At 72.3% G+C, this 15,264-nt stretch carries 11 protein-coding genes and 1 other RNA gene; 7 read left to right on the forward strand and 5 right to left on the reverse strand.

Going from position 1 to position 15,264, the window contains the following annotated elements:
• The first annotated feature begins 49 nt into the window (after positions 1-49).
• Positions 50-4,132, forward strand: coding sequence for a GH92 family glycosyl hydrolase (locus tag EDF32_RS13760; RefSeq protein WP_158614106.1), 4,083 nt, complete (start codon positions 50-52; stop codon positions 4,130-4,132).
• Between the two features lie 84 nt (positions 4,133-4,216).
• Here the strand turns inward: EDF32_RS13760 and rnpB are convergent.
• An RNA gene (gene rnpB, locus EDF32_RS13765) (RNase P RNA component class A) lies at positions 4,217-4,603 on the reverse strand.
• A 24-nt stretch (positions 4,604-4,627) separates the two neighbouring features.
• Positions 4,628-5,014 (reverse strand): tautomerase family protein, encoded by a 387-nt coding sequence (locus EDF32_RS13770; protein ID WP_123309120.1) that lies wholly within the window; start codon positions 5,012-5,014, stop codon positions 4,628-4,630.
• A 38-nt stretch (positions 5,015-5,052) separates the two neighbouring features.
• On the opposite strand from EDF32_RS13770, the gene EDF32_RS13775 reads away from it, so the two are divergent.
• Positions 5,053-5,868: a YaaA family protein gene (locus EDF32_RS13775; RefSeq protein WP_123309121.1), complete on the forward strand. Its 816-nt coding sequence runs from the start codon at positions 5,053-5,055 to the stop codon at positions 5,866-5,868.
• A 64-nt stretch (positions 5,869-5,932) separates the two neighbouring features.
• Positions 5,933-7,114 carry an SLC13 family permease gene (locus EDF32_RS13780; RefSeq protein ID WP_123309122.1) on the forward strand — a complete coding sequence of 394 codons (1,182 nt, stop codon included), beginning with the start codon at positions 5,933-5,935 and terminating at the stop codon, positions 7,112-7,114.
• A 16-nt stretch (positions 7,115-7,130) separates the two neighbouring features.
• Here the strand turns inward: EDF32_RS13780 and EDF32_RS13785 are convergent, their stop codons facing one another.
• From EDF32_RS13785 to EDF32_RS13795, 3 genes are read right to left on the reverse strand one after another with little or no spacing between them, the layout of a single operon-like run.
• Entirely contained in the window at positions 7,131-8,405 is a 1,275-nt protein-coding gene (locus tag EDF32_RS13785; RefSeq protein ID WP_123309123.1) for a bifunctional RNase H/acid phosphatase, read from the reverse strand.
• Between the two features lie 3 nt (positions 8,406-8,408).
• Complete coding sequence (locus tag EDF32_RS13790; RefSeq protein WP_123309124.1) at positions 8,409-9,143, reverse strand: zinc ribbon domain-containing protein; 735 nt, start codon at positions 9,141-9,143, stop codon at positions 8,409-8,411.
• On the reverse strand, positions 9,140-10,009 hold the full coding sequence (locus tag EDF32_RS13795) for a Nif3-like dinuclear metal center hexameric protein (RefSeq protein ID WP_123309125.1): 870 nt from the start codon (positions 10,007-10,009) through the stop codon (positions 9,140-9,142). The genes EDF32_RS13790 and EDF32_RS13795 overlap by 4 nt, the downstream gene beginning before the upstream one ends.
• A 59-nt stretch (positions 10,010-10,068) precedes the next feature.
• On the opposite strand from EDF32_RS13795, the gene EDF32_RS13800 reads away from it, so the two are divergent.
• The 4 genes from EDF32_RS13800 (at position 10,069) to EDF32_RS13815 (ending at position 15,065) form a co-directional block, all read left to right on the forward strand.
• A complete protein-coding gene (locus EDF32_RS13800) occupies positions 10,069-11,229 on the forward strand; it encodes a hypothetical protein (protein WP_148061611.1) in 1,161 nt (386 codons plus the stop codon).
• A gap of 77 nt (positions 11,230-11,306) precedes the next feature.
• On the forward strand, positions 11,307-12,461 hold the full coding sequence (locus tag EDF32_RS13805; protein ID WP_123309127.1) for a GNAT family N-acetyltransferase: 1,155 nt from the start codon (positions 11,307-11,309) through the stop codon (positions 12,459-12,461).
• A 59-nt stretch (positions 12,462-12,520) separates the two neighbouring features.
• Positions 12,521-12,793, forward strand: coding sequence for a DUF1905 domain-containing protein (locus tag EDF32_RS13810; RefSeq protein ID WP_123309128.1), 273 nt, complete (start codon positions 12,521-12,523; stop codon positions 12,791-12,793).
• Between the two features lie 568 nt (positions 12,794-13,361).
• Positions 13,362-15,065, forward strand: coding sequence for an AIPR family protein (locus EDF32_RS13815; protein WP_123309129.1), 1,704 nt, complete (start codon positions 13,362-13,364; stop codon positions 15,063-15,065).
• Positions 15,066-15,264 lie beyond the last annotated feature (199 nt).

Below are 15,264 nucleotides of genomic sequence, written 5' to 3' on the forward strand. Positions count from 1 at the left end.
CATGGTCCGGGGCACGACGACGTGCCCGAGGACCGTGAAGGGACCCCCCATGGACTCCGCACCACCCTCCGCCCCCGCGCCCGGAGCACGGGCCGACCGCCGCCGGCGCCTGCTCGGCCGGTCGACCGCCGCCATCGCCCTCGCGGCGCTCCTGCTCTCCCCGCAGGGCGTCGCCTCCGCGGCCGCGCCGGCCGCCGCGGCCCCCGGCTGGGTCGACGTGCCGAGCACGTACGTCGACCCGCTGATCGGCACCGCCAACGCCGGCAACACGACGCCCGGGGCGGTGGCCCCCTTCGGCATGCTCACCTGGGGCCCGGACCAGAACGTCTACAACGGGCCGACCTCGGGCGCGAACGCCGGGCGAGGCACCCTGCGCACCGCGTCGCCGAGCGGCTACCAGTACGGCCGCGATACCGTCCGCGGCTTCGGCCTGACCCACGTCTCGGGAGCCGGGTGCAGCGGGCTCTCCGGCGACATCCCGTTCTTCCCCGTCGCGGGCGACGTCGACGTCGCCCCGCCCGCCGCCGACGCGGCCCGCGACCCGTACGCGTCGCGCTTCTCGCACGACGACGAGCACGCGAGCCCCGGCAGCTACGACGTGACGCTCGACGACGGCGTCGGGGTCTCGCTCGCCGCGACGACCCGCGCCGGGTCCGGCGAGTTCTCCTACCCGGCCGGCTCCCCCGCGTCGATGCTCGTGCGCACGTCCGACTCGCTCGTCGGGTCCAGCGAGGCCGACGTCACCGTCGACCCCGCGACCCGCACGATCAGCGGCTCGGTGACCAGCGGCAACTTCTGCGGCCCCTTCACCGGTGACGGGATCCTGCAGCGCAGCTACTACACGGTGTACTTCACCGCGACCTTCGACGCCGACTTCACCGCCTACGGCACATGGCAGGACGAGCAGCTGCACGCCGACGCGACGACGGCGACGGGGGGCACCGGGTACACCGGCGGCCTCGACGCCTCCGGCAACCCCGCGAACGGGTACCCGCCGGCGGGAAAGGGCTCGGGCGCCTACGTCTCCTTCGGTGACGGCACCGACGCGGCCGACGTCGGTGTCCGCGTCGGGATCTCGTACGTCTCCGCCCAGAACGCCGCGGAGAACCTCGCCGCCGAGATCCCGCAGGGCACGACGCACGCCGAGGTCCAGGACGGGACGCGCGAGGCGTGGGACACCGAGCTGGGCCGGATGCGCGTCGCGGGCGGCACCGACGACGAGCGCACCACCTACTACAGCGCCCTCTACCACTCGCTCCTGCACCCGAACGTCACGAGCGACGTCGACGGCAGCTACACGGGCTTCGACCGCAGGACCCACCGGGTGCCCGACGGGCAGGACGCCCAGTACGCGAACTTCTCCGGATGGGACGTCTACCGCTCCCAGCTGCAGCTCGTCACCCTTCTCGACCCGGAGCGGGGCAGCGACGTCGCCGCGTCGCTGCTCAACCAGGCCGACCAGAACGACGGGGTCTGGGACCGCTGGACCCACAACTCTGGAGCCGTGCACGTCATGGTGGGCGACCCGTCCGCGATCGCCGTCGCCGGCATCACCGCGTTCGGCGGCACGGACTTCCCGGTCGAGCGCGCCTACGACTCCCTCGCCCAGGCGGCGCGCGTACCCACCGCGCTGGACTCCTCGCGCCGCGGCTGGAACATCGCCGTGGAGGGCCAGCGCCCGTCGCTCGACCAGTTCCTCGAGCACGGCTACTACCCCGAGGGCTGCAACGCCTGGGGCTGCCCCAACGAGACGCTCGAGATGGCCTCGGCGGACTACGGGCTGGCCAGCCTCGCTCAGCACCTGGGCAAGGACGACGACTACGCGGAGTTCGCCGCGCGGTCGCAGTCCTGGCAGAACCAGTTCAACCCCGCGGCGACCCCCGAGGGCGGTTACTTCCAGGGCCGCGCGGCCGACGGCTCGTGGACGGGAGGGTTCGACCCCGCGTCCTCCAACGGGTTCGTCGAGGGCACCGCGGCGCAGTATGTCTGGCTCGTCCAGCACAACCCGGCCGGCCTCTTCGACGCGATGGGCGGCCGCGCCGCCGCCGTCGACCGGCTCGACTCGTTCTTCAAGGACGACGCCGGCGAGTGGCGCCTGACCGGATCGTGGGACCAGAACGTGCACGCCAACATGGACAACGAGCCGTCCGTCGCGACGCCGTGGCTCTACAACTACGCGGGCGCCCCGTCCAAGACGCAGGAGACGGTGCGCGAGACGATCCGCCGGCTCTGGCTGACCAGCCCGGACGGCGTGCCGAACGGTCCCGACGGGATCCCCGGCAACGACGACCTCGGCGAGATGTCCTCCTGGCTCGTGCTCGCGGCGTCGGGCATCTTCCCCGAGAACCCGTCCCGCGCCGAGCTGACCGTGGCGGCCCCGCTGTTCCCGGAGGTCGAGGTGCGCCGCGCGAACGGCACGACGCTCTCGATCCACGCCCCGGGGGCAGACCTCGGCACGCCGTACATCAGCGGGATGAGCGTCGACGGGAAGCCCACGAGCCGGACCTACCTGCCCGCGGACGCCATCGCCCACGACACGACGGTCGACTTCGACCTGTCGGCGACGCCGGACCTCGCCTGGGGCACCGGTGCCGACGACGCCCCGCCGTCGGACCGGGCGGGAGAGCAGCCCTACCTCGCCTCGCTCTCCGCCCCGCGCACGACGGCGTTCCCGGGCGGCCCGACGAAGGAGGTGGCGCTCACGGTGCAACGGTTCGCCTCGAGCGACACCGATCCCGTGACCTACACGGTCGACGCCCCCGACGGGCTCACCGCGCTGCCGGCCGCCGGCACCGTGGACGTCGACGGCACCACGGGGACGGGCACCGTGCCGATCACCCTGCGCGCCGACGCGGGGCTCGCGCTCGGGACCTACCCGGTGACCGTGCACCTGGCCGCCGGCGACGTGGCGCTGCCGGACCAGCGGCTCCAGGTCGACGTCGTCGCACAGACGCGCACCCTGGTCCGGACCGGGTTCGAGCAGGGCGAGCCGCAGGCCCCGGCCAACCAGCGCCTCGAGAGCGCCGGCGTCTCCGACTACTGCTGCGGCATCGGCGGCATGGAGACCAAGGTGCAGGGCGGCGACGCGCACACCGGCAGCCAGGCGGTCATCTACTCCGCCCGGGCGACGGCGAAGGACGCGCACGCCTCGACCGTGCTGCTCGACGTCGACCAGCCCGTCGCCGGCGGCGAGACGCTGAGCTATGCGGTCCGTCCGCAGCGCGACGGCGGTCCGTTCGGCGACTACGTGCAGGACGCCAGCCAGTTCGTGGCGGTCGACCTGCTCTTCGCGGACGGCACGCGGCTGAGCGACACGGGCGCGGTCGCCTCCGACGGCGCCCCGATCGACGCGCTCGCCCAGGGTGAGGTGCTGACGCCGGACGAGTGGAACCGCGTGCAGGTCGTGCTGCCCGACGCGGTCGCCGGCAAGAGCGTCGACAAGGTCGTCCTGACGATCTCGACGGGCGACACCTTCGCGTCGCCGGGCGCGCAGGACGGCTACCTGCGCGGCTGGGTGGACGACCTGTCCCTCGCCGCGCCGGTCGCGCCGCTCGCACTCACCGCGGCCCCGGACCTGGCGGCAGCGCCGGGCGCCGAGCTCTCCGGCGTGCTGGCCCACCTGACCGGTGGCGCGGGCGAGGGGGCGGGCGACTACGCGGCGAGCGTCGACTGGGGCGACGGCTCCGACGCCGCCGACGCGCAGGTGCGGGCCGCGGACGGTGGCGGGTACGACGTCGTCGGCTCCCACACCTACGTCCAGGCCGGCACGTACGCGGCCGTGGTCACGGTGACCGACGCCGACGGGGTGCGCTCGTCGGTGACCGTCCCGGTAACGGTGTCCGACGGCGGCGTCCGGCTCACGGGCGTCGTGGCGGTCCCGCGCTGCATCGGCGGTTCCGTGGGGCTCGCGGTACGCGCGGTGAACGCCGACGGCGACCTCGTCGACGTCGACCTCTCGACGCCGTTCGGGAGCGCGCACGTGGTCGGCGTCGCGGACGGCAGGAGCGCGTACCAGACGTTCCTCGCCCGCACGGCCGCGGTTCCCGCGGGGACGGCCACGGTGGGGGTGACCGCCGCGGACGGTCGCCAGCAGGTCTACGCGGTGGACTACCCCGCGACGAGCTGCTCCTGACGGGCGGCGGACCGGCTTGACGCGGCCCGGCAGGCGCACCCAGCGCCTGCCGGGCCGCGTGCCGGCCGTGCTCGGGAGGTGAAGCGGACGAGCCGGCCTGTACGCCGGGTTCTGTCACCGCGCGCGGTTGCCCCCGCGCGGGAGACGGCCATCCATCTACGACGTGCGTTGCCGCACGCCTCCAGCGGTCTACCCGGGTGCTCGGGCGAGCAGCCCTCGAACGCACCCTGTCCGACCTTGCTCCAGGTGGGGTTTACCGAGCCGGCCCAGTCACCTGGGCCGCTGGTGGTCTCTTACACCACCGTTTCACCCTTACCCCGCCCGGCCGGAGCCGAGCGTGGCGGTCTGTTCTCTGTGGCACTGTCCCGCGGGTCACCCCGGGTGGGCGTTACCCACCACCTTGCTCTACGGAGCCCGGACGTTCCTCGGGACGACGCCGGGGCGCCGTCACGCGGCCGTCCAGCCGACTCGTCCGCAGGCAGAGCGTACCGCGGCTCAGACGTCGACCCGGTACGCGAGGTCGAGCTCGTCCCCGCTCACCCCGCGGATCCCCCAGCTCTCCCGAGGGCTCTCGAGCACGACGAGCTCCAGGTCGTCCGCGCCGAGCCCGAGGGCCGGCGCCACGTCGTCGTACATCGCGGCGACGAGGGCGCGCTTCGCCTGCCTGCTGCGTCCGGTGAAGCACACGACCTCGACGACGAGGTAGCCCGGACCGCGCGAGGGCGCGACGAGCTCGTCGTCGCCGAGCAGCAGGAACCGGTGGAACCGCTTGCCGTCGGGGATCTGCCAGGCCGCGACGAGGGCCGCGTGCAGGGCGTCGGAGACCTCGTCCGTCCGGCCGCCCCACACGCTGCGCCGCCCGTAGACCTTCACCTGTGCCATGGGTCAGCACGGTAGCGCCCGCCGCGTAGGGTGTCCCGGTGCTCGTGCTCCTGCCGCCCTCCGAGGGCAAGACCGTGCCCGACGACGGCCCGCCCCTCGACCTGACCTCCCTCGGCCTGCCGTCCCTGACCGGGCAGCGGAAGGCGGTGATGGACGCGCTCGCCGCCGCGAGCGCCCGCCCCGACGCCCTCGAGGTGCTCGGCGTCGGCCGCGGCCTGGCGGACGAGGTCGCGCGCAACACCCGGCTGACGACCGCGCCCACGGCCCCCGCGGCCCGCGTCTACACGGGCGTGCTGTACGCGGCGGCCGGCCTCGCGGACCTCACCCGGGCGCAGGCGAGGCGGGCCGCGGAGTCCGTGCTGACGGTCTCCGCCCTGTGGGGCGCCGTCTCCCCGGTCGACGCCGTCCCGGCGTACCGGTTGTCGATGGCCACGACCCTGCCGGGCGTCGGGGCGCTCGCCACGGCGTGGCGCCCGCACCTGGCCGCCGCCCTCGACGACCGCGCCAGGGGCGACGTCGTCGTCGACTGCCGCTCCGCGTCGTACGCCGCGGCGTGGCACCCGCCCGCGGGGGCGGAGTGGCTCGCCGTGAAGGTGCTGCGCGAGGTGGGCGGCACGCGGTCGGTGGTCTCGCACAACGCCAAGCACACGCGCGGGGTGCTCACCGGCCACCTGCTGCGCCGGCGCGGCTCCGGGCCGACGACGGCGCGCGGGGTCGTCGCGGCCGCGCGGGAGCTCGTGGGCAGGACGCTCGCGGTCGCCGTGGGCACGGGGCTGCCGTCCGAGCTCCTCGAGGTGACCCTGCACCCCGTGCCGGCGCGGGGCCCACGGACGCTGGAGCTCGTGATCTCCTGAGGCGGCCCGGCCGGCCGGGCCCGAGAGGGTAGCGTCGGCCCGTGGACGACACCCTGCCTCGCGCGTGAGCGCGGTCCGCCGCACCCCGGTCTGGGCCGTCGCCGCCGCCTGCGTCGCCCTCGTCCTCGCGCTCGGGTGGTTGCCCCTCGACGACGCCGGGCGGCTGGCCACCAGGATCGGCCCCGTCGTCGCGCTCCTCGCGGCGCTGACCGTCGTCGCCGAGCTCGCCGCCCACCTGGGCGTCTTCGACGCTGCCGCCCAGCGCGCCGCGACCTGGGCGCGGGGGCGGCGCGCCGTGCTCTGGCTGCTCGTCGTCCTGCTCGCGGTCCTGTGCACCGTGGTGCTCTCCCTCGACACGACCGCGGTGCTGCTCACTCCCGTCGTGGTCGCGGTCGCGGTCCGTACCCGGTCGGCGCCGCTGCCGTTCGCGCTGACCGTGCTGGCGCTCGCCAACACCGCGTCCCTGGCGCTGCCCGTCTCGAACCTGACGAACCTCCTGGCCGCCGACCGGTTCGCGCGCAGCGACCCGCCGGCGTCGTACGTGCCCACGATGTGGCTGCCCGCGCTCGCCGTGCTCGTCGTCGCGGTCGCCGCGCTGGCGCTCTGGCACCGTCTCGCGCTGCGCGGGCGGTACGACGTCGTGGCGCCCGACGCGCCGCGGGACCGGGCGGCGCTGCGCGGGGCGTCGCTCGTGCTGGCCGCCATGGCGCTCTGCTTCGCCGTCGAGCTGCCGCCGTGGGCCGCGGCGACCGGGGCCGCGGTCCTGCTCGGCGCCCTCGCCCTGGGCCGGGGGCACGGGCTCCCGGTGGCCGCGTCCCGGCTGGTCCCGTGGCGGATGCTCGTGGTCGTCGTCGCGCTGCTCGTGCTGGTCGAGACGTGGCACCTGCACGGGCTGGGCGACACGCTCGCCGCCCTCGCCGGCTCCGGGGACGACCCGGCCGCGGTGGTGCGCCTGGGCCTGGTCGGGGCGGTCGCCGCCAACGCCGTCAACAACCTGCCCGCCTACCTGGCCCTCGAGCCCGCAGCGCTCGGCTCGCCCGACCGGCTCGCAGCGCTGCTGGTCGGGGTCGACGCCGGTCCCCTGATCACCCCGTGGGCGTCTCTCGCGACGATCCTGTGGTGGCAGCAGTACGGCCGCCACGCGCTGGCCGTCGGCACGATCGGCTGGTGGCCGGTCGTGCGCCAGGGGCTCGTGCTCACGCCGCTGGTGCTCGCGGCGGGCCTCGCCGCCGTCGTCCTGGCCTGACCCGTGGCCGGCCGGCTCAGTGGTCGCTCGGCACCCCGACCGCTACCACCTCGGTGACCCCGCCCGGCCACACGCGCAGGACCGTCAGCGACGCGGGAGGCAGCCGGACGGTGCTCCACCGCCCGGGCGGCGCGTCGAGCGCCAGCCCGATCGCGGAGCGGATCTGCACCGTGTGCCCGACGACGACCGTCGTGCGCCCCGCCCCGGTGGCGACGATCTCGTCGAGGACGGGCTGCACGCGCGCGCCCACGTCCGCGGCGCTCTCGCCACCCGGCGGGCGGTGGGTGCCCGTCTCGTACCAGCGCTCGAGCTCGCCCGGCCAGCCGCCGGCGATCTGCAGGGCGGTCATGCCCTCCCACGCGCCGAACGAGCACTCGGCGAGCCGGTCGTCCGTCGTCACCAGGCGCCCGAGCCGTCGCCCGACCGCCGCCGCCGTCTCGGCGGCGCGCGCGATCGGGGAGGAGACCACGGACGAGGCCCGCGGGAGGTCGGGCCACGCGTCGCGGCCGATGCGGTGCACGAGGTCGGCCGCGTGCGCGGCCTGCACCTGGCCGCGCGTGGTCAGGGACGGCCCCGGCGCGACCGCGCCCGAGTAGGCGCCGTCCACGGTGAGCGCCGTCTGCCCGTGGCGCACGAGGACGAGGGTCGCCGCCTGCGACGGGTCGAACCCGCGCCGCCGCGCGGACGTCGCGGGGGCCTCCGCGACCGCGCGCTCGGCGGCGAGCGCGGCCGGTGCCGTGAGGGTGTCCGCGGCGCCGGCGACACCGGCGGAGGCGCCGGTCGGTCCCGTCCCCGCCGCGCCTGCGGCGGGCCGCTCGCGCGCGGGCGCCGGCGCGTGCGGGTAGTCCCGCGCGATCTGCCCGCCGCTGTCCATCGCCTCGTTCGCGAGCCGGTCGGCGGCCGCGTTCTCGGCGCGCGGCACCCAGACGAACGTCACCCGCTCGGGCGGCAGGACCTCGTGGGCCTCGGCGGCGAGGCGGCGCATCTCGGCGTGCTTGGTCTGCCAGCGCCCGCTCATCTGCTCGACGACGAGCCGAGAGTCCATGCGGACCTGGACCTGGGCGTCCGGGTCGATCTCCGCGACCGCCCGCAGCCCGGCCACGAGCCCGTGGTACTCGGCGACGTTGTTCGTCGTCGTCCCGAGGAAGCCGGCGCGCTCGGCGAGCACGTCACCGGTCGTGGGGTCCAGGACGAGCGCCCCGTAGCCCGACGGGCCCGGGTTGCCGCGCGAGCCGCCGTCCGCCTCGACGACCAGGAGGCGGCCGCCGGGCCCGGGGGTCTGCTCCGTCACCGCTCAGGCGTCCACGCGCACGACGATGTGGCCGTAGTCCTCGAGCCGCACCACCTGGTCCGGGGCGGCGGCCTCGATCTCGGCGAGCTCGGCGGGCGCGAGGTTGACGTTCAGGCCCTCGGCGAACGCGCCCCGGAGCGCGACGACCCCGCGGCCGCCGTTCTGGGTACGCACCTTGTCGTAGAGCGCGAGGAGCCCCGCGTCGATCCCCTCGGCCGCCTTCTGGCGCTGCGCGGCGACGCCCTTGCCCTCGGTGTTGATGGCCGCGACCTGCTCGTCCCGCTCGGCCTCGGCCGCGCTCTTCGCGGCGAGCAGCTCGTCGTTCGCGGCCTCGAGCCTCGCGAGCGCCTCCTGATGGGCCTCGAGCCGCTCCATGACGTCGAGCTCGACCTCCTCGAGCGCCTCCTGGCGACGTCCGAGCGACTCGAGCTCCTTGACGAGCGCCTGGGCGTCCTTCGCGCCGACCGCGCCGGAGTCGAGCCGGGCCTGGTCACGCGAGGCGCGCGTGCGCACCTGCTCGACGTCGCCCTCCGCCTTGGTCAGCTCGCGACGCAGGTCGTTCGCGGCGGTGCGCGACTCCACGAGCGACGTGCTCAGGTCGGCGATCTGCCCCTCGAGCTCGGTGATCCGTGCGAGGACGGGCAGCGTGGCCCGCTTGTGCCGCAGCTGCTGGATCGTGGTGTCGAACGCCTGGACGTCGAGCAGTCGACGCTGGTCCTCGGGGGGTGCAGTGGTCACTGCGGAGTCCTTTCGGTCGGGGGGAGCTCCGGCGACGCGATCCGCAGCGTCCAGGGGTCGGTGCTGCGCGTGCTCACGCGCGGCTCCACCGTACCGCCGAGGCGGGCCACCACGTCCCGCGCGGCGTGCTCGAGCCAGGGCCACTCGCTCGCGAAGTGCGCGACGTCGACCAGGTACGGGGTGCCGGCGCCGAACTCGGCGCGCTCGCGCAGCTCGGAGGCCGGGTGGTGGCGCAGGTCGGCGGTGACGTAGACGTCGGCGCCGGCCGCGCGGACGTCGTCGAACAACGAGTCTCCCGAGCCGCCGACGACGGCGACCGTGCGCACCTGCGCGTGCGGGTCGCCGGCGACCCGCACGCCCTGGGCCGTCGCGGGCAGGACGGCGGCGACGTGCGCGGCGAACGCCCCGAGGGTGGTGGGGGCCTCGAGACGACCGACGCGGCCGATGCCGCGGACCTCCGGGTCCGCGTCGGACGGCACGAGCGGGCGCCGGCCGACGACCCCGAGGAGGTCGGCGAGCGCGTCGGCCACCCCGCCGGGGGCGGCGTCCGCGTTGGTGTGCGCGACGTACAGGGCGGTCCCGGACCGCACGAGGCGGTGCACCAGCGCGCCCTTGAACGTCGTCGCCGCGACCGAGTGCACCGCCCGCAGCAGCAGGGGGTGGTGGGTGACCACCAGGTCGGCGCCCCAGTCGAGCGCCTCGTCGGCGACGGAGTCCACCGGGTCCACCGCGAAGAGGATCTTGCGGACCTCCTGCTCCGGGTCGCCGGCGACGAGCCCGACGGCGTCCCAGTCCTCCGCCGTCCCCGGCGGGTAGAGGTCCTCCAGGACGCGGACGACGTCGGCCAGGCGGGGCGCGGGACTCATGGCCCCAGGCTAGCGGCGCGGCGCGGCGGCGCGGCGGGCATTGCCGATACCTTTCCGCCATGACCAGCAGGGGGACGAGCAGGATGACGCGCACGGTGACGACACGGCCGACGACACGGCTCACGCGGGTACGGGGGACGGCCGCCGTCCTGGCGGCGGGGGCGCTCCTGCTGACCGGGTGCGGCACGTCCGGCGAGGACGACGGCACGACGGCGGGGCCCGCCGCGGCGTCGCGGACCGCGACCCCGACCCCGACGCCGACGCCGGTCGCGCTGCTCACGTGCGACGACCTCGTCGACAGCTCCGCCGTGGCCACGACGCTGACCTTCGCCGACGGCAAGGCACCGAAGGTCGTCGAGGCGCTCCAGCCCGACCTGCAGATGGACCCGTACCTGATCACCGAGGCCGGCGGGCTCGGCTGCTCCTATCGCAACGGCCCCGAGCCCACCCAGCCGGACTACGTCGAGGACGGCGCCGCGTACGTCGGCGTCGAGGTCCTGCCCGGCGCGGGCGACTACTTCGTGGAGGACGCGGGCGACACCGACGAGCCGGTCGACCCGTCGGTCGACGTGGCCGGCGTGCAGAGCGTCTCGACCTGCGGGCCGCTCGGCTGCCTCGTGGCGGGCGTCGTCGGCGACTCCTGGGTGCGGGTATGGATGCACACGTCCGGCTGGGAGCAGGACTTCTCCCCCTACGAGGGCATGCCAGACCGGGAGAAGACCGTGCTCGGCGGGCTCCAGGCGATCGCCTCGAGGGCCTACGGCGCCCTCGCCGAGGCCCCGGCGGAGGCGTATGCCTGGCGCGCGCGCGGCGAGGCGACACCGGTGACGTGCAAGGACCTGTCCGCCGCCGTCGGGAAGAAGGCGGAGACCTGGGGCTACGGGAAGCCCCTGGACAAGGACGCGCCCGCGGGCCCGGAGGACGCCAAGTCCTTCGACCAGGTGCTGTGGATGCTGATGGACGGCACCACATGCCGGTGGAAGGACGGGTACGACGAGGACTTCGTCTCGGTCGTGCCGGGTGCCGCGTCGCTGGTCGAGCGGCTCGCGACGTCGCCGGACGAGGACGTGCTCTACCGTCCCACCACGATCTCCGGCGCCGACCAGGCCATCCGCTACTGCCGCCAGGACTACTGCGAGACGTTCTTCTCGGCGGGCGGAGACGCCTACCAGACGAGCTCGAAGTCCCTGGCGAAGAAGCTCGCCGCCACCGCCTCGTAGCCGACGGGCGCTGACCTGGTCAGAGGTGCGTTACGGTAACGAGCGTTCCCTGACCTGACCGTGAGCAAGGAGAGCCCGTGGCTCGCCCCAAGGACGACGCCGCCACCGCGCGCCGCATCTCCGACGCCGTGTACGCGGTGCTCGCGCGCGGCGGGCCCCAGTCGTTGACCGTGCGGGCGGTCGCCCGCGAGGCGGGCTGCAGCACGGGCCTGCTCATGCACACCTTCAGCGACAAGCGGTCGATGCTGCTGAACGCCCGCCGGCTCGAGCAGGAGCGCGCCGCCTTCCTGCTCGCCCGCGTCGACGACGCCGGGTCCGACGTCGCGACGCTGCTCCGGGAGACGCTGCTGGTGCTCGTCGCGCCGGGTCGCCCGGCGGCGGGCTCGCGCCCCGGGCAGGGGGCCGACGACGACGCCCGCGTCCGCCTCGGGTTCCTCGCGGCCGCGCTGGACGACGACGTGCTGCGCGCCGAGCAGCGCTCCGCGCACCGCGAGCTCGTCGCGCGCGTGCGCGCCCTCGTGGAGCGGCGCCGCCCGGACCTGTCCCGCCACGACGTCGCGGCCACGACCCTGGCGCTCGTCTCCCTCGTCGAGGGGCTCTCAGCGCTGAGCACCGCCGACCCCGAGCTCTACACGCCCGAGGCGCGCGAGGCCGCCGTCGACCGCGCGCTCGCCGCGCACGGCCTCTCGACCCCGGCCGGGGGCACGGCTGCCGGCACGGCGGAAGCGGAGACGACCCGTCGCGGCGCGAGCGCGACGGTCACGCTGTGGGATCCGGTGCGCGACGCGCGCGCCGTCGGCGACCTCCTGCGCGGGTACCACCGCCAGACCGAGCGGGAGAAGGGCGCCGAGCCGGGCGACCCGCTCCCCGACGCCTACCGCGCCGAGGTCGAGCACCCCGCTGCCGCGCTCGCCACGTCCGAGGTGCTGGTCGCCCGGGACGCGGCGGACCGCGCCATCGGGCTCGTCGTGCTGCGTCACGCCGGAGAGGTCCCGAGCGTGTCGCGCCTCTGGGTCGACCCGGACCGCCGCGGGCTGGGCGCGGGGCGACGCCTGCTGGACGCCGCGCGGGAGCGTGCCGCGGACGGGGGTGCGGAGGCGCTCGAGCTCACGGTGTGGGAGTGGCGCACGGGCCCGATCGACCTCTACACGCGCTGCGGGTTCGAGCGGGTCGGGCGCGAGCCGGACCGCCCGCGGCTCGTGCGGATGCGCGCGGCGCTCGCTCCCCGCTGACCTCGCCTGCGCCGCCGGACCCCCCGGCGGACGGAAGTCTGAACGCCTACGCTCGGGACATGGCGGCAGAGCAGCTGAGCTTTCGCACGACGATCGGCGTCGAGGTCAAGGGCGACACCTGGAGCTGCGTCGAGATCCCCGGTTCGGCAGAGCTCTTCGGGACCGGCCGGACGGTCCGGGTCGACGCGCGGGTCGACGACGTCGTGCTCGAGAACGTCGGTGCGATGCCGACCGGGACGGGCGGCCACATGGTGTCTCTCAGCGCCAAGGTCCGCAAGGCGCTCGGCAAGGACGTCGGTGACCCCGTCGAGGTGACCGTCACCAGGCGATAGCCCGGCCGATGGCCGGGCTCTCGATATGAACGATGACGCGACACATCTATGAACGATGTCCCGACTCATCACAAGGGTGGGCCCGGAGGGACTCGAACCCCCGACATCCACGGTGTAAGCCTCTGAATGGGTGCTGACCTGCAGCTTTGTTCCCCGAAGGTTGTCCGCGGGGGCCCAGCGGGGGTACGACGGCAAGGTCCGTGACATGAAACCAACTTCGCACAACAGACTTGGGAACAACCACCCATAGCGCGAACCCAGTCGAGCGAAGCTCAGGCCATGTGGCAGAACGACGTGCCGTCCAGGAGCCCCGCCGACCGAGCGGATCCCCGTAGCAGCACCGCCACAGTTCAACCGCACCTGATGACGTCAACAGCACAGCCAGCGCCGCATGCCGCCCCTGATAGAGCTCCGACGGCGATCGAGCTCCGACGGCCCGATCGCCCATCACGTCACCAACGAAGCGTGCGAAACACTCCCAGCTTTTTAACCCCACTCGCGCCGCCCACGAACCGGGGCCCACAAGTAGGATCCGGACAGACCCAGATCCGACAACGGAGACCGCCCCATGGCCGCAAACGACGTAATCCTTCTCGCTGACATGCTCAATAGAACGCGAATCGAAGCGGACGGGCTAAATCCAGCCGAGCAAGAGGCATACTTTCTTGCACACCACTACCTAAAGCCCTACGCACCTACCCATGACGATATCCTTTCTGGGATCGTCGATGGCGCAAATGATGGCGGCATCGACGGCGCATACATGCTTGTAAACGGCATGTGCGTTCGAGATGACGCGCCGCTAGTTAAGATGGGGCGCGGACCGAAACTAGAGTTCATCGTATTCCAAACCAAGAACACGGCCGGCTTTTCCGAGGGTGCGGTCGAACACATGATCACAAACATCCCAGACCTATTTGACCTGGATCGCGACGAGGCCCAATTGGCAAAACGATTCAACTCCAAGGTTATCGAGGTAACTCGACGATTTATTCGGGCTGTTCGCGATCTAGACATGCCGAATATTGCCATTAAAGCAATATTCGCGAGCCTAAAGGCAGAGGCTCTTCCGCATCCAAATGTTGCAAGGAAAGGCGATGGGCTTGTAGAGGCGATTCGGAGATCCTTCGGCACCTCAGAGCCGTGTGTAGAGTTTCTCGATGCGGCAGCCGTGAGCAAGTATGCGCGCTTTAGGTCAAGGGTCTCCAAGGAGGTTCGCCTCGCAGAGAATCCGATATCAACGAACACATCTGGCGGATATATAGGCGTAGTATCGCTGCCCGAGTATCACCGGTTCATTAGTGATGATAGCGGCCGGCTCGACGCGCTAATGTTCGAGGCCAACGTGCGCGACTACGAGTCCGAATCTGATGTAAATTCCAGCATCAGGGCCACGCTTGCCGAAAGGGGTGCAGGGATTGACTTCTGGTGGCTAAACAATGGCGTCACCGTCGTTGCTGACAAAGTCCAGTTAAGCGGCAAGATCCTCTCGCTAGTCTCTCCACAGATTGTCAACGGGCTCCAAACCTCGCATGAAATCTACCGTCGCGGCGCGAGCGCCGAGCTCGACGAAAGGCGATCGATTTTGGTCAAGGTGGTTGAGGCGGACCAGGAGGTAACCAAAGACAGAATCATTAAGGCGACCAATAGTCAAACGACACTGGGCACGAGCGCGCTAAGGGCTACGGACTCCGTTCAACGCAAAATTGAAGAATACCTCCAGACCGTCGGTCTGTACTACGAGCGGAGGAAAAACTTTTACCGGAACCAGCAAGTGCACCTGTCTCAACTCGTATCAATAGATCAGCTGGGGCAAGCCGTTATGGCGACACTGGTGCAGGCGCCCCATGTTGCGCGAGCTGCACCATCGAAAGTGTTTGACGACGATATTTATCCATTAGTGTTCGCAGAGGGCCACCCGCTGGCGATGTATTCTCAAGCTGTCACAATCCAGCGCGTCTGCGAACAGTTTCTGCGCACTGAGCCTGCAACTCGCGGAGAAGTGGACAACTTCTCATTTCATCTCGCAACTCTTGCCACCGTTGCGATGACACGAAAACGACAGCCTAGCGCAAATGATCTATCGAAGTTGAATCGCACGCCAAGCAATGAACTTCTTCGAACTCTTCTTGGAGTAGTGAGAACTGCATATAGTGAGGTCGTGAACAGTAAGAACTACGTGCTCTTCGACGAGGTCGCGAAAGACTCCATGTCGACAGCCCGAGTCCTTGACGGCGGCCAGCGCTACTTATTGAGCACTAGCCGTCAATAGAGCCAGAAGTTCATCGAACTCTGTCCGGATTTGGGAATCGCCTTCGCACTCCTGATTCCTGATTCCGCAAAGCCTCCTGGGCGCGCCAGGATGGCCTCTCGTGGGCGAGTTCCCTGTTTCGGAATACTCTCATCGCACCCTTGCCTACGCATTGGCAATATTCGTTACGCACGGCGTCGCGGTCAAGTCATGATCCCAA

Source organism: Cellulomonas sp. PhB143, assembly GCF_003752595.1.
Classification (GTDB): Bacteria; Actinomycetota; Actinomycetes; order Actinomycetales; family Cellulomonadaceae; genus Paraoerskovia.

Excerpts from the sequence above, each read along its gene's own strand:
- EDF32_RS13760 (WP_158614106.1), top strand. The coding sequence starts at position 50 with ATGGACTCCGCACCACCCTCCGCCCCCGCGCCCGGAGCACGGGCCGAC.
- EDF32_RS13815 (WP_123309129.1), top strand. The coding sequence starts at position 13,362 with ATGGCCGCAAACGACGTAATCCTTCTCGCTGACATGCTCAATAGAACG.
- EDF32_RS13800 (WP_148061611.1), top strand. The coding sequence starts at position 10,069 with ATGACCAGCAGGGGGACGAGCAGGATGACGCGCACGGTGACGACACGG.
- EDF32_RS13770 (WP_123309120.1), bottom strand. The coding sequence starts at position 5,014 with ATGGCACAGGTGAAGGTCTACGGGCGGCGCAGCGTGTGGGGCGGCCGG.
- EDF32_RS13795 (WP_123309125.1), bottom strand. The coding sequence starts at position 10,009 with ATGAGTCCCGCGCCCCGCCTGGCCGACGTCGTCCGCGTCCTGGAGGAC.
- EDF32_RS13810 (WP_123309128.1), top strand. The coding sequence starts at position 12,521 with ATGGCGGCAGAGCAGCTGAGCTTTCGCACGACGATCGGCGTCGAGGTC.